Here is a 19,232-nt window from a genome sequence, read left to right as displayed (position 1 = left end):
AGAGGAACCCATGATGCAAGCAGCCCACCTGTGGCCCGCCTGTCCGGCATCGCGCCGCCTCAGCCCGTCCGCCTCCTTTGCCGCCCGCGCCTCCCGCCGCCGGCCTAGCCCTTCCGACTCTTCCTGAATTCCTGCCCGATTGCGCGCATGCCGGATGCGATCCGGTTTACATGCCGTAACGCGCCGGCGATGGCGCGCGCCTGCCCAGGGTGTATGTTGGCAGTAGCGCCGGCGCGGCGCGGGCGGTAGGAAACAATGCGGTTCTTTGCTTCCCCTGGATTCGGGGGAAGCGTCTATGGTCGTGCTTACCTAGGAAGCCTGTCATGAAGAAGAAACTGATTCGCAAGGTTCTGTATTCGCTGCTGCTGTTGTTGCCAGCCGCCGGCGCGCTGGCGGAGGACAAGGTGCTGAATGTCTACAACTGGTCCGATTACATCGCCAAGTCCACCATCCCCGGCTTTGAAAAGCAGACCGGGATCAAGGTGAAATACGATGTCTACGACAGCGACGACACGCTGCAGGCCAAGATGCTGACCGGCCGCGCCGGCTACGACATCGTGGTGCCCACCTCCAACTTCATGGCCAAGCAGATCGAGGCCGGCATCTACCAGAAGCTGGACAAGTCCAAGATTCCCAATCTCGCCAACCTGGACAAGGCGCTGATGGCCAAGATCGTCGACGCCGATCCGGGCAACGCCCACGGCGTGCCCTGGGCCTACGGCACCGATGGCCTGGGCTACAACCTGACCAAGGTGAAGGCCGTCCTCGGCGCCAGCGCGCCGCTGGACAGCTGGGACATCCTGTTTGATCCCAAGTACGTGTCCAAGCTGAAGGGCTGCGGCGTGTCGGTGCTGGACCAGGCCAACGACGTTTTCGCCGTCACGCTGCACCATCTGGGCAAGGATCCCAACAGCAAGAACCCGGCCGACTACCAGGCCGCGTTCGAGGCGCTGAAGAAAATCCGCCCCTACATCACCCAGTTCAATTCCTCCGGCTACATCAACGACCTGGCCAACGGCGACATCTGTCTGGCGCTGGGCTGGTCCGGCGACGTCAACATCGCCAAGCACCGCGCCGCCGAGGCCAAGCGCAGCTATCAGCTGGCCTACGTGATCCCCAAATCCGGCGCGCCGATCTGGTTCGACGTGATGGTGATTCCGAAGGACGCGCCGCACCCGGAGGCGGCGCTGGAATGGATCAACTACATCGAAACGCCGCAGGTGAACGCCGCCATCACCGACGAGGTGTTCTACCCGACGGTGAACGCCGCGGCGCGCAAGTTCGTCAAGCCCGAGATCGCCAACGATCCCACCATCTATCCGCCGGAGTCGGTGATGAAGGCGCTGTTCCTGCTCAAGCCGCTGCCGCCGGACATCATGCGCCTGCAAAACCGCCTGTGGACGCAGCTGAAGACCGGCCGCTAAGCCGGCTTCCGGCCGGATGACGCCGTCCGGTCTTGTCTGTATCGCACAACTATAGTCCGCCGCCCGGCGCCGCCGGGACGGCCGGACAGCCGTGGGACATTGTCCGCCCGGGCCGGGCGGTCTGATGGTGTCGGCGAAGCCGCTTCGCCGATGGGGACGCAATGTTCGGACGCCTCAGGCGTCGTGGTGCCGCCATGAAACTACCCGATTCGAAATGGTTGCCGTCGGGCAGGGGGGCCGTGATTTCGGTGCCTTTCCTGTTCCTGTTCGTGTTCTTCCTGCTGCCCTTCCTCTTGGTGGTGGGCATTAGCTTCTCCCAGCAGCAGCTGGGCATTCCGCCGTACACGCCGCTGGTCAAGCTGGAAAACGACGTGTACACGATCGCGCTCAATCTGAGCCATTACCGCTTCATGTTCACCGACGACCTGTATTTCGCCACCTATGTCAGCTCGGTGAAGATGGCTTTCTTCTCCACGGTGCTGTGTTTGCTGATCGGCTATCCGATGGCCTATTACATCGCCCGGGCCGAAGGCGCGACGCGCAACACGCTGATGATGATGGTGATGCTGCCGTTCTGGACCTCTTACCTGATCCGCGTCTACGCCTGGATTGGCATTCTGAAGAACGACGGCTTTCTCAATCAGTTCCTATTGTGGCTGGGGGCGATAGACAGCCCGCTGCACCTGTACCACACCAATTGGGGCGTTTACATCGGCATGGTGTTCTCCTATCTGCCGTTCATGATCATGCCGCTGTACGCCCACTTGGTGAAAATGGACCTGACACTGCTGGAGGCCGCCTACGATCTGGGCGCCAAGCCGTGGCGCGCGTTCTGGCAGGTGACTTTGCCCTTGTCCAAAAACGGCATCATCGCCGGCAGCCTGCTGGTCTTCATCCCGGCGGTGGGCGAATACGTGATTCCGGAGCTGCTGGGCGGATCGGACACGCTGATGATAGGCCGGGTGATGTGGGACGAGTTCTTCAACAATATGGACTGGCCGATGGCCGCCACCGTCACTTGCTGCATGGTGCTGCTGCTGTTGGTGCCGATGGCGCTGTTTCAGCATTACCAGGTGAAGACCATGGAGGAAGCAAGATGATCAAGCCGAGCAAGCCGCTGTCTTTCCTGGTGCTGGGGCTGGGTTACGGTTTTCTCTACCTGCCCATCGCCTTGCTGGTGATCTATTCGTTCAACGAATCCAAGCTGGTGACGCTGTGGTCCGGCTTTTCGCTGAAGTGGTACGCCGCCTTGCTGGACGATGACGAACTGATCACCGCCGCCTGGCTCAGCCTGAAGATCGCGCTGATGACGGCCACCGCCTCGGTGGTGATCGGCACCTGGGCGGGTTTCGTTTTGGGCCGTTTCGGCCGCTTTCGCTTTTTCACCCTGTTCACCGGCATGGTCAACGCGCCCTTGGTGATTCCCGAGGTGATCCAGGGCATTTCGCTGCTGCTGCTGTTTGTGGCGATGGAGCAAAGCTTCGGCTGGCCGGAGGGCAGGGGAGTGTTCACCATCTGGATCGGCCACGTGATGCTGTGCGTGTCCTACGTCGCCATCGTAGTGCAGTCGCGGGTGCGGGAGTTGAACCTGTCGCTGGAGGAGGCGGCGATGGACCTGGGCGCGCGGCCGCTGAAGGTGTTCTTCGTCATCACGCTGCCCCTGATCTCGCAGGCGCTGGTGTCGGGCTGGCTGCTGTCGTTCACGCTGTCGCTGGACGACCTGGTGCTGACCGCCTTCCTGTCCGGGCCCGGCTCCACCACGCTGCCGATGGTGATCTTCTCGCGGGTGCGGCTGGGCCTGAATCCGGAAATGAACGCGTTGGCCACCTTGTTCATCGTGTTGGTGTCGGTGGGCGTGGTGGCGGCCAACATCTATATGAGCGCGATGACGCGCAAGCGGGAAAAGGAGATGCGGCTGGCTTTCGCCAATGGCTGAGACGGGTGGTGCGCAGTGCTGTCGGCAGGTTCACACAAGGAGAAATGACGATGAAGAGGGTACTGATCAGTGCATTGATCGCGGCGCTGCCCGGCGTGGCGTTGGCGGATGCGAAAGCGGACGAAATCGCCAGGCTCAAGGCGCAGATGCAGAAACTGCAGGCGCAGATGGCGGAATTGCAAAAGGCGGTGGAAGCGGCCACGGCCGAGAAACCGGCCCCTGCGGCATCGGCCGCCGCGGATGACGCCAATGCCGATCTGAAGGAGAGGGTGGCCGGCATGGAATTGAAAGTCGACCGGCTCAACACCGCCGCCAACGAGGGGCCGATCGCCGGTCTCAGCGTCACCGGTTACCTGGACCCCACCTATATCTATAACCGCGGCAACAACAGCGCGGGCTTCCAGTTCCTCAACCACCAGAACACCTACGCCTACAGCAACAGCACCTTCGGCGACGTGTACCTGGACATCAAGAAGACGTTCGGCGTCGGCCCCACCGCGCCCAGCGCCGAAATCAGCATCATGCCCAACCGCGGCAGCGGCAACACCCTGTTGGATGGCGGCAGCGGCAACAACATCATCAACACCGCGGTGATCAATGTTCCGTTGTCGGACACCTGGTCGGTCAATGCCGGCTTGATGAACAGCTTCGGCGGTTACGAGGTGCAGCAGTCCAACCAGATGGTGACGCTGACCCATGGCCTGCTGTACGACTTCAGCGACCCCGGCAGCTATGTCGGCGCCGGCTTCGCCTGGAGCCACGACGTGTGGGCGTGGAAGTTCCTGCTGGCCAACGAGCAATACCGCACCCACGCCAACCTGGCCAATGCCGGCAACAGCAGCGTCACCGGCGCGCCGCAGGTCAAGAGCAACAACACGCCGACGATGACCGCGCGCGTCGACTACACCTGGAGCAGCGCGCTGGATCTGGGAGGATCGTTCAACGCTGGCCGCCAGACGCTGCTGACAGGCTCGAATTGCCAAGGCAGCTACGGTTACCAGTGCACGGCGAACAGCCCCTACTCGAATTACTTCTTCACCGAAGCCGACGCCAGCTACACGCTGGGCGACGTCCAGTACAACGCCGAATTGGACTACGGCCAGCAGCAGAACGCCGCCTGGAACGGCGGCAACGCGCAGTGGTACGGCGTGTCGCTGCTGGGCCACCGCAAGTGGATGACGGACACGGTGGGCAAGATGGGGGCGACGCTGCGCTACGACTATCTGAATGACAGCAAGAACGGCGGCGGCGGCGGCGGCATCGCGCTGGGCAGCAGCGGGTATGACGGAACCAACGCGTTCGGCGTGTCGCCAGCCTGCGTGGCCAGCGGCGCGGCCAACTGCAAGGGGGCCAACCGCCAGGCGCTCACCGCCGATCTGCTGTTCTTCCCCACCGACCAGCTGACGCTCAAACTGGAATACCGGCACGACTGGGCCAGCGAAAGCGTGTTTCTGCGCAACGACGGCAGCTTCCGCAAGAACAACGATCTCTTGGGCGCGCAAGCGGTCTATAGCTTCTGATGCCTGGCGCGGCGTGCGGCGGCGGGGCGACCCGCCGCTTTTTATTTGGAGCCGCCATCGCTCTGCGGCAAAATGCGGCCATCATTTACTGTTCGAGCTTGCGCATGTTTCGTAATTTTCTGCCGCATTGGCCATTGCCGCGCTACCGGGCCGACTCCGCCCGTTCCCACCACGGCGCGGCCGGCTATCAAAACCTGTATCCGTTCAAGCAGCCGCGCTTTGCCGATCTGTTGCGCTGGAACTGGCAACGCTGGCGGATGCCGGCGGTGGCGCACCGGCTGCAGGACATCCGCCGGCAAACGCCCGACGCCGCGGCGCTGGCGGCCAACGCCAGCCAGCCCTCGTACACCTGGATCGGCCACGCCAGCGGCTTCATCCAATTGGCCGGGCGGAACCTGCTGCTGGACCCGGTGTGGTCGGAGCGGGCGTCGCCGTTGAGGTGGGCCGGCCCCAGACGTCTGCTGCCGCCGGCGCTGGCGCTGGAGTCGCTGCCCAGAATAGATCTGGTGATGGTCACCCATAACCATTACGACCATCTGGACTTCGCCACCATCCGCCGCCTGGCGCGGCAGGCCGGCGGCGCGCCGCAGTTCGTCGTGCCGCTGGGCGTGGCGCCCACCTTGCTGGGCGCCGGGGTGCCCGCCGCGCACATCCATCAGCTGGACTGGTGGGAGAGTTTCAAATTGGGCGGGGTGGAGGTGGTGCTGACGCCTGCGCAGCATTGGAGCAAACGCATGATCTTCGGCGACCGCAACCGCGCGCTGTGGGGCGGTTTCGCCGTGCGCGGCGACGGCCTGCAGCTTTGGTACCCGGGCGATACCGGTTATCATCCCGAGCTCTTCGCGCTGATTGCCGAGCGCATCGGCTCGCTGGACCTGGCATTGCTGCCTATAGGCGCTTATCAGCCGCGCTGGTTTCTGCAAGCGCAGCATATCGACCCGGCCGAAGCGGTGGAGATCTTCCGCATCATGCGGCCGCGCCGCGCGCTGGCCGTGCACTGGGGCACTTTCGTGCTGACCGACGAGGCGCTGCACCAGCCGCCGCTGGATTTGGCCGCGGAACTGGACAAGCATGGCATCGATGCCGCCGATTTCTCGGTTCCCGCGATGGGCGAGACTTTCTGGCTGCGGCCCGATTGATCAGCTGCGGGGCGCGCTGGATCAAGCAATGGGCATTTTCCTGGGCACGGGCGGCATCAAGCATTGCCGGTGCAGGCTTAGGCGCATACAATCAAACACAAGTTTATTTTCAGAAGCGAAGACGCGTTTTCGTTTTCGCGGCATTTCGTGGGGCTACCAATGACAATTCATCAACTGATCAACGAGCGGGTACAGGCGGCGCTGGCGGCAGCGGGCGCGCCTGACGCGCCTGCCGTGATTCAGCCGGCGTCCAAGCCGGAATTCGGCGACTATCAGGCCAACGGCGTGATGGGCGCCGCCAAGGCGCTGAAAACCAACCCGCGCGCGCTGGCCGAAAAGGTCGTCGCCGCGCTGGATCTTGCCGGCATCGCCGACAAGGTGGAAATCGCCGGACCGGGTTTCATCAATATTCATCTAGCCCCTGAATATCTGGCCCGACGAAGCGAAGCCGCCCTGAAAGACGACAAGCTGGGTCTCGCGCCGGTGAAGCCGCAGCGCGTGATGGTGGAGTACTCGTCGCCTAACCTGGCCAAGGAAATGCACGTCGGCCACCTGCGCTCGTCGATCATCGGCGACGCGCTGGCGCGCGTGATGGAATACGTCGGCCATGACGTGGTCCGCGCCAACCACGTCGGCGACTGGGGCACCCAGTTCGGCATGCTGGTGGCCTATCTGGTGGAAACCAGCCACGCCGGCGACGCCGACCTGCAGCTGTCCGATCTGGAAACCTTCTACCGCAACGCCAAGGTCCGTTTCGACGAGAGCGAGGACTTCGCCAATACCGCGCGCGACTACGTGGTGAAGCTGCAAGGCGGCGACCAGGAGGTGCTGAAGCTGTGGCGCCAGTTCGTCGACGTGTCGCTGAAGCACTGCGAAGAAGTGTACCAAACGCTGAACGTCGGCCTGAAGCGCGAGCATGTGCGCGGCGAATCGTCGTACAACGACGACCTGCCGGTGATCGTGCAGGAACTGCGCGCGGCCGGCCTCTTGACCGAGAGCGATGGCGCGCAGGTGGTGTTCCTGGAGGAGTTCCGCACCCAGGAAGACAAGCCGATGGGCGTGATCGTGCAGAAGAAGGACGGCGGCTTCATCTACACTACCACCGACATCGGCGCGGTGCGCTACCGCCATCGCGAGCTGAAGCTGGACCGCGTGATCTACGTGGTGGACGCGCGCCAGAGCCAGCACTTCGCCCAGATGTTCACCATCTGCCGCAAGGCCGGTTTCGCGCCGGAAGCGATGAAGCTGGAGCACGTCGGCTTCGGCGTGATGATGGGCGATGACGGCAAGCCGTTCAAGACCCGCTCCGGCGGTACCGTCAAGCTGATCGAGCTGCTGCAGGAGGCGCAGGAACGCGCCTACGCGCTAGTGGCGGAAAAGAATCCGGACCTGTCCGAAGAGCAGAAACGCGAAATCGCCAACGCGGTGGGCATCGGCGCGGTGAAGTACGCCGACCTGTCGAAGAACCGCATGAGCGACTACATCTTCAACTGGGACACCATGCTTGCCTTCGAGGGCAACACCGCGCCGTATCTGCAGTACGCGTACACCCGCGTGCAGAGCCTGTTCCGCAAGGCCGAGGACTATGACGCGGGCGCGAAGATCGTCATCACCGAGCCAGCCGAGAAACAGCTTGCCGCGGCGCTGGCGCAGTTCGAAGACACGCTGAACGCGGTGGTGGAAGGTTGCTACCCGCACTATCTGTCGCAATACCTGTACCAGATCGCCACGCTGTTCTCGCGCTTCTACGAGGCCTGCCCGATCCTGAAAAGCGAAGGCGAAGTGCGCGCCAGCCGCCTGCAGTTGGCCGCGCTGACCGCCCGCACGCTGAAGACCGGCCTGGACCTGCTGGGCATCAAGGTGCTGGAGGCGATGTAAGCGGCATCCGCATGCGCTTAAGCAAGTCAAACCCCGCCAGACCGGCGGGTTTTTTCTTTGGCGGTCCGGACACGCCGGCTCAGCCCAGCCGCGCCAGCCGCTCGCGGATGCGGGCCGGCTCAGGCAGCGCTTCGTCCCAATCCACCCGGCGATAGCTGCCATGCCAGAGCAAGTCTGCGCCGAAGCAATCGCAACCCAATACTCGGATCGATTCCGGCAACGCGGCCTGCGCTTTTTCCAATAACAGCCGCTCTTCCTCCAGGCTCAAGGCGGGCAGTTCGTTCCAGGCGCGTCCATCCACCCAGCCCATGCTGCCCAGGCCGGCGATCAGCCGCGTCCGCATGGGCCGCAGGCGGAAAAACATGAAATCCAGCGCCAGCCATTCCTCGGCTTCCGGCTGGTAGCGCAGCAGCCGCGCGCGCAAGGCGTCGGACGCATCGAAGCGCTCTGCGTCGCCCAGCATGGTCAGCCGAGCGGCAGATTGGGCGGCGTCATCGTCCGGAGACAGCAAGGACAGGCTGATGCGCGGGTCGGCCAGCAGGTTCTTGCTGTGTTCGGCCAGCGCGCTGACCACGAATACCGGCCGCTGGCGCTCGTCGCAGAAAAACTGGATGGCGCTGGCATAGGGGTAGCCGGGATATTGCCGCGACTGGGTGGCAAGCGTGGCGTGGCGGCATTGATGCAGCAGGCGGATGGCGAGGTCGGGTTTCATGGCGTTGGCGGGCAGGGAAAGATGCCGACATTCTAGGCCGGCGCGCGGCCAAAGCAAAACGCCCCGCGTCGGCGGGGCGCGTCGGGCAGGGCGGGCTCAGAAGCCGGCGGTCTTGCCGATGAAGCTGTTGAGATTGGCGACGTTGAGGCTGCCCCAGCCGGTGGCGTAATCCCAGCCAGCGGCAGCCTTGAAAGCGCCGTTGCCGCCGCCGCTCACATCATGGTACAGCGCGGGATTGGCCTTGAAGTATTTGTAGATGGCGGTGGCAGGCGAGCTTAGTTTGTTGCCGTTTGCCGATTGGATGCGGTTCCAGAAGCCGGTGAACAGCGGCGCCGCCAGGCTGGTGCCGCCCACTTGGTAGGCGGCGCCGGCCACCAGCACCAGCTCGCCGCTGTTGGGGTCGGCATCGAAGGCGATGTCGGGCACGCCGCGGCGGGTTTTGCTGACGCTCAGCACGCCGGCGGCGGTTTGCCATGCCGGCGCGGCTTCGGTATAGCTGGGTCCGCCGCCGCCGCCGCTCCAGGCTTGCTCGCTGCCGTAGGCGGCGCTGCCGTTGGTGGCGAGCGTGGTGCCGCCGACCGCGACCACATAGGGCGATACCGCGGGGTAGCTCTGATAGGCAGTGCCGCCGCCGCATTCGTAGGAGCCGGCATCGCCGCTCGATACCGAGAAGGTCTGGCCATGGGCGACTGCAGCCTGCAGCATCTGGTCGACACTGGCGGTCATGCCGGAAGCTTGCGCGCCCAGTTCGCATTCGCCGAGCGAGACATTCACCACTTTGGCGCTGTTGGCGCTCACCGCCTTGTTGATCGCCGCTGCGATGTCGGCATTGCTCATCGACGGCGCTGCGTAAAATTGCAGCTGTTTCAAGGCTCCGCCGCTGGCGGCCAGGATGGTTTGGCTGTCCAGATTCCACTCCACGATGCCGGAGGTGTCGCCGCTGGGCGCGCCGGCGTTGACGATGGCGACGCTGGGCGCGGCGAAGCCGGCGCTCCTGGCGTAGCTGTTCAGGTCGGCCACCGTCTGGTTCAGATTGCCTTCGGCGATGATGCCGGCCACGCCGCTTTTGGCTGCCGGCAGGCTGGCGGCGTTATAGATCGATGCGAAATCGGCGGGCTTGTGGGCCATCACGCCGGCGCTGGATTTGGCGACGGCCTGCGCGCGGAAGGCCGCGTGGAACTGGTGGACATTCTGCAGGCCGTGCACCGCCAGCACGATGCCGGCCAGGCTGGCCGGCACCTGAGCAGTCGCCACGTTGGCGACAGCCTGGCGGCCGTTGACGTTGTAGCGGTGCAGCCTGGTTTGGAAAGCGCTGTAGACGGTGGCGGCGCTGCCGTCGGCGTGGATCAGCAGATTATTGGGATCGACGCTGATGTTGCGAAAGCCGTTTTGCTGCAAATGGCTGACCACCTGCTGCACCTGGGCGGCGGTGGGGGCGTATTGGGCCATGAACTGGGCGTCGCTGATCGGCTGCCCCTGGCCGGCCAGGATGCCGGCGGTCAGCGCGTCGAGTCCGGCTTGGTTGCGTAGCGCCAGACTCACCGCGATATGGACCAGCTCGCCGCTGGCGATCTCTCCATTATCTGTCGCGCTGGGGATCAACTGCCGTACCGGGTGGGCTTGGGTGCCGGTGGCGGCCCAGCCGCCGGCGGCATGGGCTGCCAGGCTGATCGCGCTGCCCAGCAGCATGGCAAGGGTTTGATTTTTCAACGACATCCCAGCTCTCCTGATAGAAACCCGTCGGACAGTTCCAAGATTAGTACGGGTTTTTACTAGATAGCGAGGGCTCTCCGCTTTGTAAAGCAATTACTCTCAAATTACCCGTTTTATCTGTAATTGAAATGTGAAAATGACGGCGTGGTGCCATGCGCAGGCTGTTTTGAGACGGATTGGCGTGGGGCAGGGCGCAAAGAAAAACCCCGGGCAAGCCCGGGGCGGATGACTGCAAGCGGCACGCTTCGATCAGAAGCCGGAATGGCTGCCGATGAAGGTGTTCAGCGCGGAGACGTTCAGGCTGCCCCAACCGGTGGCGTAGTCCCAGCCCTTGGCGGCCTTGTAGCCGCCGTTGTTGCCGGAAGTCACGTCGTGATACAGACCGGTGTTGGCCTTGAAGTACTGATAGAAGGCGGTGTTCGGCGATACCAGGTTGTTGCCGTTGGCGGACTGGATGCGGGCCCAGAAGCCGGTGAACAACGGAGCGGCCAGGCTGGTGCCGCCGATTTGCTGGCTGCTGCCTTGCACGATGACCAGCGCGCCGCTGTTCGGGTCGGCGTCAAACGATACGTCCGGCACGCCGCGCTTGGTCTTCGAGGTGGTCAGTACGCCAGCTTTGGTTTGCCAAGCCGGGGCGGCTTCCACAACGCTGGGGCCGCCGCCGCCGCCGTTCCATACCGATTCCGACGAGTACTTGGTGCCGCTGGTGGACAGCGTGGTGCCGCCTACCGCGATCACGTACGGCGAAGTGGCCGGGTAGCTTTGGCCTGCGCTGCTGCCGCATTCGGCGGAGCCGGAGTCGCCGGTGGAGACCGAGAAGGTCTGGCCCTGGGCTACGGCGGTCTGGAAGATCTGGTCGTCGGAGGCGACGGTGCCGTCGCTCTGCGCGTCGCTTTCGCATTCGCCCAGCGATACGTTGATCACCTTGGCGGAACCATCGCTGACTGCGGAGTTGTAGGCAGCGGTGATATCAGCGTTGGTCATCGAGGTGGCGACGTAGAAGTTCATTTGCTGCAGCGCGCCGCCGGCGGCGGCCAGGATGTCCTGGCTGTCCAGGTTCCACTCGCCGATGCCATCGGTGTCGGACGACGCGTCGCCGGCGTTGATCACGTTGGTCTGCACATAGCTGTAGCCGGCGGAATCTTCAAACTGCTGCAGGTCTTGCAGGGTTTGGGTCAGGTCGCCTTCGGAGATGATGCCGACGGTGGTGTTGGTAGCGGCCGGCAGGCTGCTGGCGTTGTAGATCAGCGGGAAGTCGGTCGGGTTGTGGCCGGTGACGCTGTTGGTTTTGGCCGCAGCCAGGGTCTTCACGCCGGCCTTCTGCAGGGTGGTGTGGAACTGATGCACGTTCTGCAGGCCGTGAACCGACAGGACGATATTGCCCAGCGATTGCGGAACCTGAGCGGCGGTCGAGTTGGCGAAGCCGCTGCGGCCGTTCACGCTGACGTGGCGCAGGCTGGCGTTGAAGGCGGTCTTGGCGGTGGCGGCGCTGCCGTCGGCGCTGACCAGCATGCGGTTGGCGGCAACCTTGATGTTGCGGAAGCCGCTCTTTTGCAGGTGGGCCACTACCTTGTCCACTTGCGCCTGGGTCGGCGCGTATTGAGCCATGAATTCGGCATGGCTGAGGGTTTTGTGGCTGGTGCCGGCCAGCAGGCTGCTGGTCAGAGCGTCCAGTTGAGCCTTGTTGCGGACCTTCAGGGTGACGGCGACATGCACGGATTGGCCGGCGGCGACTTCGGTGGTGGCCTTGGCGGCGGTAAGGGTGGCCAGAACCGGATGGGCTTGAGTGGCGGTATTGACCCAAGCTTCAGCTGCGTTGGCGCCGGCGCCGAACATGCCGGCGATGATCAATGCAATAGCGTGCTGTTTTACAAACATGCAAATTTCTCCTCTTTGCAGTTAAGTGCAGGGGGCGACGGTATGTCTTTCCCTGATATCGGCGGGGTTTGTATTGCGGATTGTGTCCGCGCCCTTCGCCTTGAAACATCCTCCACGTTCCGGGAGGCATGTCGTAATTTCATACGACTATTTCGCAATAGATTAAACGCAGAGAAAATGCCAAATGGATTTAACACAAATTCATAATTACAGCCTGTATTTAATGAAATCGACAAGAATTACCCATTTTGAAAGATTGAGCATTCAGTTAAATGACGAAATAGAGCATTTATTCAATTTTTAGCAAAATGAGCGGTTCAGCATTTCTCATGTGTTGAATGAGTAAAGCTGATAAATGGCGTCGAGTGCGGAGTGGATTATTTGTGAAAAACACAACAGAAAGCCGAGAGGAAATGCATAAATGCAACAATTCAGTGGGGAATCGAGTGCGGTAAAAGATGTGTATTTATGTGTTTATGTGACAAATTGTGACGAATGTATCGGCGGATTTAGCGAATGCGCCCGCAATGATTGAAATATGGATTGTGACGGTTTGTCTCTATAAAAAAAGCAAATATTCACTTCTTTTTACGTTGCAATCATGAAAGTAAATGGTTATTGACGTTAGTCATTACAAACTTTCACACTCAAAACGCATCTCCTCAGTATGAAAAAGACATAGAGCCATGTGCCCACGAGGCGAATGGACGACACATCTACAAAAGGGATTTGGAGAAATCATGAATTACAAGAGAAAAACTCTGGTGGTGGCGCTTTCGCTGATCGGTAGCATGACGGCAGCGGCAGCTTATGCTGATGATTCCGATGCGTCCTTGCAGCGTGTCGATGTGATCGGCTCGCACATCAAGCGGTTGAAGGATGAAAAAGCCACCGAATTGACCACGGTGAAGGTGGATGACCTGGCCAAGCAAGGCCTGACTACGGTGGAGCAGGTGGTCAATGCACTGTCGTCCAACCAGTCGAATATCGGTGCCAATTCCAGCGTGGGCCAGTCCACCGGTGGCGCCGCCTTTGCCAACCTGCGCGGTCTGGGCCAGCAATACACGCTGGTGTTGCTGGATGGCCGCCGCATCGCCTATCACCCATTTGACGGCACCGCAGCCGACCTGAACTCCATTCCGCTGAGCTCCATTGAACGGGTGGAAGTGCTGCCGGACGGTGCGGCTGCGATTTATGGTAGTGACGCGGTAGGTGGCGTAATCAACTTTGTCACCAAGAAGAGCGTGCAAGGCCTGACCCTGGGCGGGGATTTCCTGACCCCGCAACGCTCGGGGGGGAATGAGAAAAATCTGGATGGCTCTTACGGCTATGGCAGCCTCGCCAAGGATGGCTTCAACGTCTATGCGACGGTGAATTACCACAAAACCGATCCCGTGATGGCCAATCAGCGGGCTTTCGCTTCCGCCATCCTGCCGACGACTAAGCCCAGCGTTAATAGCTATCCGGGCAACTATTCGATAGACGGCGGCAACACGCTGATTGGACCGAGCTCATATCCTAACTGCTATGGCGCCACGGCCAAGGGCGGTTACTGCGTGATGTATCCGTCGTCAATGGTTGGTATTCAACCGGAAACCGAGCAGATTTCCGGTTTGGCCAAGGGCACGCTGCGCATCGGCGACAATCATGAGTTGTCGGTGACTTATAACATCACGCGCACCAAGACCAACTCCTTGTCCGCGCCTACGCCGACCTTTGGCGATGTGCAACTGCCTAGCGGCACGCAAGGCATCAACAGCGGCTCCAATCCGATTCTGCCTGCGCTGCGGACCATCCCGCTGGGTGACCGCAACACTGAGGCGGTGAGCACTACCCAGAAGCTGCAGGTGAATCTGGAAGGCCTGGTGGCAGGTTGGGACTATCGTACCGGCGTAGGGTACTCGCAAAGCTATGCTACCGAGGAATTGGTAAGCGGTTTCACCGGCATCAACGAGTTGACCAATGCGTATCTGAACAATCAGATCAGCCTGACCACCGGCATGGCCACTGACCCCAGCGTTTGGAGCAAGATCGGCCTGACCGGTCATCTGGATGACGGCAAGTACACTTCGGTCGGCGCGGACTTCTCCTTGAGCAAGGAGATCTACCAGTTGCCGGCCGGCATGTTGGCCGTGGCCTTCGGCGGCGAAACCCGCCACGATACGCTCACCCACAATTTCAACTACCCCATCAGCACTGATGCGCTTGGACCTGGTATGACGCTGTCCAAGAACACTCAGGGCAATCGTACGGTGGACGCCCTGTTCGGCGAGGCCGACATTCCTATCGTCAAGAATCTGGATGGTAAGGTGGCGGTGCGGTATGACCATTACAACGATGTCGGCGATACCGTTAATCCGCAAGTGTCTTTGCGCTATGAAATGACGCCGCAGGTGCTTTTCCGCTCGTCCGCCAGTACCGGTTTCCGCGCGCCGTCGTTGTACGATATGTACACGCCCAATCAGGAACAGCTGACCGGCAACAACTACGCCAATCCGCTGACTTGCCCCAGCATGTCCTCGTCGTGCACCCAGATTCAGCGTTACATGATGACTGGTGGCAATACACACCTGAAGCCGGAGAAGTCTTCCTCGCTGTCGTTTGGCATGGTGATTCAACCCACCAAGAGCATTACTGCGAGTGCCGATTTCTGGTGGGTGACCATCAAGGATCAGATTGGCACCTTGCCGGAAGCTACCCTGTTCACGCCGCAATACGCCAACCTGTTGTCTTATGACAGCAATGGCAACCTGGTGGGGCAGGCTACCACCATGAACATGGGCAACTCCAGCTCGGCTGGCGTGGATCTGGACTTCCACTGGACGCTGCCGAAGACCAATTACGGTAACTTCGGCATCGAACTGGCTGGTACCTACCTGGCCAAGAGCGACTATCAGATCGTGGCAAATGGCCAGTACTACAGCAATTTGGGCCAATATCCGACCACGCTGAACGAGCCGACCTTCCGTTGGCAGCACACGCTGACCTTCAACTGGTCGCTGGGCCCGTGGAGTTCGGTGCTGTCCGAAAGCTACAAGTCGGGGTACACCGACCAGCATCTCAACCCGGATGGCAGCCAGCACTTCGTGAAGCCGTACTCGACTTGGAACCTGTCAGGCAGCTACGAATGGAACAAGCATCTGACGTTGACCGCTGGCGTTCGCAATCTGTTTGACCAGTTGCCGCCTTACAGCAATCAGACCTACCTGTTCCAGGCCAACTATGACGCTCGCTTCGCCGATCAAGTGGGTCGCGCCTACTTCCTGAAGGCCAACTACAAGATGTAATTTGGAGCACGAATGCCCGCCTCGCTGGCTTAGCCTGGCAGAGGCGGGCAGATTCATGCGTAGAGATTGCGAGACGGAGTGAGGGTTCACCCCGAGTTGTAAATCGGATGGCCGGCAGGGATAGCCATGCCGGTCACCCACGCAGTGGAAGGACATGTGAAAAGACATGGCAAGTATTCCCATAAAAGGCAACCCTAGTCTGAGAAACCGGCGCAGCGCCGGCCTGATCGGCGTGATCGCGTTCCATGCTCTGCTGATCTACGCGCTGGTGACCGGCTTGGCGCAAGGCGTGGTCAAGGTGATCCAGCAGAAAGTGGAAGTGTCGGTGATCAGCGAACCGCCGCCGCCGCCACCGCCGCCGCCGCCGAAGATCGAGAAAGTGGTGCAGCCGACGGCGGCGCCGAAGCCGCAAGCGTATGTGCCGCCGGTCGTGAATCCGCCGCCGGTCGTGCAATCGGCGAACGCGATCCAGTCGGTGACATCGGATCCGAAGCCGCAACCCGCGCCGACGCCGGCGCCGGTGGTGGAAGCGCCGAAAGGGCCGATTTCGGCGAAAGCCAACTGCAGCCACCTGGAAGCGCCGGAGTACCCGAGCAAAGCGCAGGAAGACGAAATCCAGGGCGTGGTGCGGGTGGTGTTCGGCGTAGGCGCGGACGGCAAATTCAGCGGGATCAGCAATATCGGTTTCGACGGCAGCATCCCGCCGCGCTACCGCAGCAGCTTCAAGTCGGCGATCAGCGCCGCATTGCAAGGCTACACCTGCCAGGCCAATTCCCAGCTGACGCAGGAATTCGGCTTCAAACTCGACTCTGGCTCCTAAGACCAGGGCATCTCAAGACACAAAGGAGTAAATACCATGGCTAAATTCACACAAGCTCTGCTGGGCAAGGCACTGGCTGCGGCCGCGGCGCTGAGCGCGCTGCCGGCGATGGCGGCGGAGACGGTGACCACGGACAACCCGTACGGCATCGACGCGCTGTGGTCGCAAGGCGACTTCGTGGCGCGCGGCACGCTGATCATTCTGCTGATCATGTCGGCCTCCACCTGGTACGTGGGCATCGTCAAGCTGCTGGAGCAACGCCGCCTGATCAAGCAGGGTCACGAATTGCTGGGCCACCACGGCGTGGACCTGCAAAAAGCCGCCAGCGAACTGGCGGACGAAGGCATGTACAGCGCGGTAGCGCAAGCCGGCATCGAAGCGGCGAGCGAACACAAGGGCGAACTGTCCAACCGCGTGGACCTGAACACCTGGGTGTCGATGGCGATTTCTGACGCGGTGGACTCCGCCAGCCATCACATGCAAAACGGCCTGTCGGTGATCGCCACCGTGGGTTCGACCGCGCCGTTCGTCGGCCTGTTCGGCACGGTATGGGGCATTTACCACGCGCTGGTGAAGATCGGCACCTCGGGGCAGGCCTCCATCGACAAGGTGGCCGGTCCGGTGGGCGAAGCGCTGATCATGACCGCGATCGGTCTGGCGGTGGCGGTGCCGGCGGTGCTGGGTTACAACTGGCTGGTGCGCCGCAACAAGCTGGTGCTGGACAACGTACGCGTGGTGTCCGGCCGACTGCACGCCAGCCTGCTGAACAACCCGACCCGGTAATTGGCCATGGCCCGTTATAAACGCTTTGGCCACGGCAAGGGAGACGAGGATCAGGTGCTGTCGGCGATCAACACCACGCCATTGGTGGACGTGATGTTGGTGCTGCTGATCATCTTCCTGATCACCGTGCCGGTGGTGACGCAAACGGTGAAGATGACGCTGCCGAAAGAGCAGAACATCCCGACGCAGACGAAGCCGGAAAACATCGTGCTGGGTGTGGACACGCACAACACGATTTACTGGAACACGCTGCCGATGAAGAGCCAGGAAGACCTGCTGGCGCGACTGGTGAAGGAAGCGAAGAAGACACCGCAGCCGGAAGTGCACATCCGTGGCGACGCGGCGGCGAAGTACGCGCCGATAGGCCGCATCGTGCTGGCGGTGCAGCAGGCGGGGATCGTGAAGATCGCGTTCATCACCGAGCCTCCGGCGCGGAACTAGGAGAAAAGACATGGCGATGAATGTAGGGTCGTCGGGAGAAGACGATCTGATGATGGAAATCAACACCACGCCGTTGATCGACGTGATGTTGGTGATGCTGATCATGCTGATCATCACGATACCGATCCAGACGCACGCGGTGAAGCTGGACATGCCGGTGAACACGCCGTCGAAGCCGCTGGAGAAGCCGGTGGTGGTGCAGATCGACATTTCGCCGGACAATTCGGTGCTGTGGAACGGCGAGAAGCTGGCGGGTCGGGAGCAGCTGGAGGCGAAGCTGACGGCGGCGGGGAAGGCGAGTCCGCAGCCTGAGCTGCACATCAAGCCGAACAAGGACGCGAGCTACGAGCCGGTGGCGATGGTGCTGGCGGAGTCGCAGCGTTTGGGTTTGACGAAGCTGGGCATCGTCGGATCGGAACAGTTCGTCAAATGACATTCAAATAGCCATTGTCTTATGGCATGATGAGAAACAGGCGGCTGCGGTTGGGCCGCCTGTTTCGTGCGCGGAGGGTGTTATCCTCCGTCTGTCGCCAATCCATGCAAAACCGGCTGCGGGCCTCGCCGCCCGCAAGCGGGAACACAATACACATGAACACACGTCATTGCCTGATAGCCCTCCTTCTTTTGCCGCTTGCCGCCTGCAACAAGAGCGATGGCGCCGAAAAGCCGGCCGCCGGCAAGAGCGCGTCCGCGCCGGTCGCCCGCAGCTTGTCCAGCGCCGATGTGATCAAGGCGCAGATCCAGCCGCTGGCGGCCACCATTCCCTTCACCGGCTCGCTGACCGCCCTGGCCAGCAGCGCGGTGGCGGCCGAAGTGGACGCCAATGTGCGGGAAGTGAAAGTGAGGGAAGGCGAGGCGGTGCGCCGCGGTCAGTTGCTGGCGGTGCTGGACGCCGAGGCGCTCGGGCAGTCGGTGGAGGAGCAGAACGCCCAGCTGGACAATACCAAGTCGCGCTTGAAGCTGGCCAAGGTTAAGTTGGACAAGCAGCGCGAGCTGCTGGGCAAGGGCTTCATTTCCCAGGTGGCCTATGACGAACTGGAAAGCGATTACCGGGTGAAGGAGGGCGAATTGCGCGCCCAGGCCTCGCAAGTGGCCCGCGCCAAGCGCCTGCTGCAGGACACCCAGGTGAAGGCGCCGATTGACGGCGTGGTGTTCGAGCGCAAGATCAATCCGGGCGAAGTGGCCAGCCGCAATATGAAGCTGTTTTCCATCGCCAACCTGTCGGTGCTGGAAATCGCCGCCACCGTGCCTTCGCGCCTGGTGTCGCAGGTGCGCGTCGGCATGGACGCCAGTTTCAGCGTGGATGGCCGCAGCGAGCTGCAGCATGGCGAAGTGGTGCGCATCAATCCGGTGGCCATCCCCGGCACCCGCAGCTTCACGCTGTTCATCCGGGTGCAGAACCCTGCCGGCCAATTGAAGGTGGGCCAGTTCGCCAAGGGCGGCGTGGTGCTGCGCGCAGTGAAGGACCAGGTGGTGGTGCCCTTGTCCTCGGTGCGCGACATCGACAGCCAGCCGTGGCTGATGGTGGCGGAGAAGGGCAAACTGGTGAAAAAGCCGGTGACGGTGCAACTGCGCGCCGAAAACGAGCGCCAGGCGGCGGTGGCGGGCATCGCGCCAGGCGCCAGCGTGATCGTCGGCGAGTTGCTGGGCAGCAAGATCGGCGACGCCGTCGGACTGCCGGGCGGCCAGGGTTGAGGGGCG

Annotated in this window: 15 protein-coding genes; 12 read left to right on the top strand and 3 right to left on the bottom strand. The window is 61.9% G+C overall.

The features are described 5' to 3' along the window. The first annotated feature begins 323 nt into the window (after positions 1 to 323). From U6115_RS15195 to argS, 6 genes are all read left to right on the top strand, one after another. Positions 324 to 1,424 (top strand): polyamine ABC transporter substrate-binding protein, encoded by a 1,101-nt coding sequence (locus U6115_RS15195; RefSeq protein WP_080770168.1) that lies wholly within the window; start codon positions 324 to 326, stop codon positions 1,422 to 1,424. A 194-nt stretch (positions 1,425 to 1,618) separates the two neighbouring features. Beyond that, entirely contained in the window at positions 1,619 to 2,524 is a 906-nt protein-coding gene (locus tag U6115_RS15190; protein ID WP_043573210.1) for an ABC transporter permease subunit, read from the top strand. After that, positions 2,521 to 3,360 (top strand): ABC transporter permease subunit, encoded by an 840-nt coding sequence (locus U6115_RS15185; RefSeq protein WP_043573207.1) that lies wholly within the window; start codon positions 2,521 to 2,523, stop codon positions 3,358 to 3,360. Before U6115_RS15190 ends, U6115_RS15185 begins: the two co-directional genes overlap by 4 nt. Positions 3,361 to 3,410: 50 nt before the next feature. Further along, complete coding sequence (locus tag U6115_RS15180; RefSeq protein WP_043573204.1) at positions 3,411 to 4,880, top strand: DUF3138 family protein; 1,470 nt, start codon at positions 3,411 to 3,413, stop codon at positions 4,878 to 4,880. Between the two features lie 104 nt (positions 4,881 to 4,984). After that, a complete protein-coding gene (locus U6115_RS15175; protein ID WP_043573201.1) occupies positions 4,985 to 6,019 on the top strand; it encodes an MBL fold metallo-hydrolase in 1,035 nt (344 codons plus the stop codon). Between the two features lie 159 nt (positions 6,020 to 6,178). Beyond that, positions 6,179 to 7,897, top strand: coding sequence for an arginine--tRNA ligase (gene argS, locus U6115_RS15170; protein WP_043573198.1), 1,719 nt, complete (start codon positions 6,179 to 6,181; stop codon positions 7,895 to 7,897). Positions 7,898 to 7,976: 79 nt separating this feature from the next. Here argS and U6115_RS15165 read toward each other — a convergent pair whose 3' ends face one another. From U6115_RS15165 to U6115_RS15155, 3 genes are all read right to left on the bottom strand, one after another. Beyond that, positions 7,977 to 8,609 carry a HugZ family pyridoxamine 5'-phosphate oxidase gene (locus U6115_RS15165; protein ID WP_043573195.1) on the bottom strand — a complete coding sequence of 211 codons (633 nt, stop codon included), beginning with the start codon at positions 8,607 to 8,609 and terminating at the stop codon, positions 7,977 to 7,979. A 96-nt stretch (positions 8,610 to 8,705) separates the two neighbouring features. Then, a complete protein-coding gene (locus U6115_RS15160) occupies positions 8,706 to 10,325 on the bottom strand; it encodes a S53 family peptidase (RefSeq protein ID WP_047238327.1) in 1,620 nt (539 codons plus the stop codon). A 246-nt stretch (positions 10,326 to 10,571) separates the two neighbouring features. Continuing rightward, positions 10,572 to 12,200 carry a S53 family peptidase gene (locus tag U6115_RS15155; RefSeq protein WP_065202896.1) on the bottom strand — a complete coding sequence of 543 codons (1,629 nt, stop codon included), beginning with the start codon at positions 12,198 to 12,200 and terminating at the stop codon, positions 10,572 to 10,574. A gap of 740 nt (positions 12,201 to 12,940) precedes the next feature. Between U6115_RS15155 and U6115_RS15150 the strand changes: the two genes are divergently transcribed. The 6 genes from U6115_RS15150 (at position 12,941) to U6115_RS15125 (ending at position 19,226) form a co-directional block, all read left to right on the top strand. Continuing rightward, the gene (locus tag U6115_RS15150; protein ID WP_052257942.1) at positions 12,941 to 15,487 is read left to right on the top strand and encodes a TonB-dependent receptor; all 2,547 of its coding nucleotides are present in this window, start codon (positions 12,941 to 12,943) and stop codon (positions 15,485 to 15,487) included. Between the two features lie 166 nt (positions 15,488 to 15,653). After that, a complete protein-coding gene (locus U6115_RS15145; RefSeq protein ID WP_043573192.1) occupies positions 15,654 to 16,307 on the top strand; it encodes a hypothetical protein in 654 nt (217 codons plus the stop codon). Positions 16,308 to 16,343: 36 nt separating this feature from the next. Continuing rightward, positions 16,344 to 17,090 carry a MotA/TolQ/ExbB proton channel family protein gene (locus U6115_RS15140; RefSeq protein ID WP_043573190.1) on the top strand — a complete coding sequence of 249 codons (747 nt, stop codon included), beginning with the start codon at positions 16,344 to 16,346 and terminating at the stop codon, positions 17,088 to 17,090. A 6-nt stretch (positions 17,091 to 17,096) separates the two neighbouring features. After that, positions 17,097 to 17,531, top strand: coding sequence for an ExbD/TolR family protein (locus U6115_RS15135; protein WP_043573243.1), 435 nt, complete (start codon positions 17,097 to 17,099; stop codon positions 17,529 to 17,531). A gap of 10 nt (positions 17,532 to 17,541) precedes the next feature. Further along, a complete protein-coding gene (locus U6115_RS15130) occupies positions 17,542 to 17,964 on the top strand; it encodes an ExbD/TolR family protein (protein WP_043573188.1) in 423 nt (140 codons plus the stop codon). A gap of 155 nt (positions 17,965 to 18,119) precedes the next feature. Further along, on the top strand, positions 18,120 to 19,226 hold the full coding sequence (locus U6115_RS15125) for an efflux RND transporter periplasmic adaptor subunit (protein ID WP_047238488.1): 1,107 nt from the start codon (positions 18,120 to 18,122) through the stop codon (positions 19,224 to 19,226). The last annotated feature ends 6 nt before the right edge of the window (positions 19,227 to 19,232 follow it).

Source organism: Chromobacterium subtsugae, assembly GCF_035919665.1.
GTDB lineage: Bacteria > Pseudomonadota > Gammaproteobacteria > Burkholderiales > Chromobacteriaceae > Chromobacterium > Chromobacterium subtsugae.
Note: the sequence above shows the minus strand (reverse complement) of the source record. Positions and strands in the feature narration are given on the sequence as shown.

Bases quoted from the DNA above. Each gene is read 5' to 3' on its own strand.
- U6115_RS15195 (WP_080770168.1), top strand. From the start codon at position 324: ATGAAGAAGAAACTGATTCGCAAGGTTCTGTATTCGCTGCTGCTGTTG.
- U6115_RS15190 (WP_043573210.1), top strand. From the start codon at position 1,619: ATGAAACTACCCGATTCGAAATGGTTGCCGTCGGGCAGGGGGGCCGTG.
- U6115_RS15185 (WP_043573207.1), top strand. From the start codon at position 2,521: ATGATCAAGCCGAGCAAGCCGCTGTCTTTCCTGGTGCTGGGGCTGGGT.
- U6115_RS15180 (WP_043573204.1), top strand. From the start codon at position 3,411: ATGAAGAGGGTACTGATCAGTGCATTGATCGCGGCGCTGCCCGGCGTG.
- U6115_RS15175 (WP_043573201.1), top strand. From the start codon at position 4,985: ATGTTTCGTAATTTTCTGCCGCATTGGCCATTGCCGCGCTACCGGGCC.
- argS (WP_043573198.1), top strand. From the start codon at position 6,179: ATGACAATTCATCAACTGATCAACGAGCGGGTACAGGCGGCGCTGGCG.
- U6115_RS15165 (WP_043573195.1), bottom strand. From the start codon at position 8,609: ATGAAACCCGACCTCGCCATCCGCCTGCTGCATCAATGCCGCCACGCC.
- U6115_RS15160 (WP_047238327.1), bottom strand. From the start codon at position 10,325: ATGTCGTTGAAAAATCAAACCCTTGCCATGCTGCTGGGCAGCGCGATC.
- U6115_RS15155 (WP_065202896.1), bottom strand. From the start codon at position 12,200: ATGTTTGTAAAACAGCACGCTATTGCATTGATCATCGCCGGCATGTTC.
- U6115_RS15150 (WP_052257942.1), top strand. From the start codon at position 12,941: ATGAATTACAAGAGAAAAACTCTGGTGGTGGCGCTTTCGCTGATCGGT.
- U6115_RS15145 (WP_043573192.1), top strand. From the start codon at position 15,654: ATGGCAAGTATTCCCATAAAAGGCAACCCTAGTCTGAGAAACCGGCGC.
- U6115_RS15140 (WP_043573190.1), top strand. From the start codon at position 16,344: ATGGCTAAATTCACACAAGCTCTGCTGGGCAAGGCACTGGCTGCGGCC.
- U6115_RS15135 (WP_043573243.1), top strand. From the start codon at position 17,097: ATGGCCCGTTATAAACGCTTTGGCCACGGCAAGGGAGACGAGGATCAG.
- U6115_RS15130 (WP_043573188.1), top strand. From the start codon at position 17,542: ATGGCGATGAATGTAGGGTCGTCGGGAGAAGACGATCTGATGATGGAA.
- U6115_RS15125 (WP_047238488.1), top strand. From the start codon at position 18,120: ATGAACACACGTCATTGCCTGATAGCCCTCCTTCTTTTGCCGCTTGCC.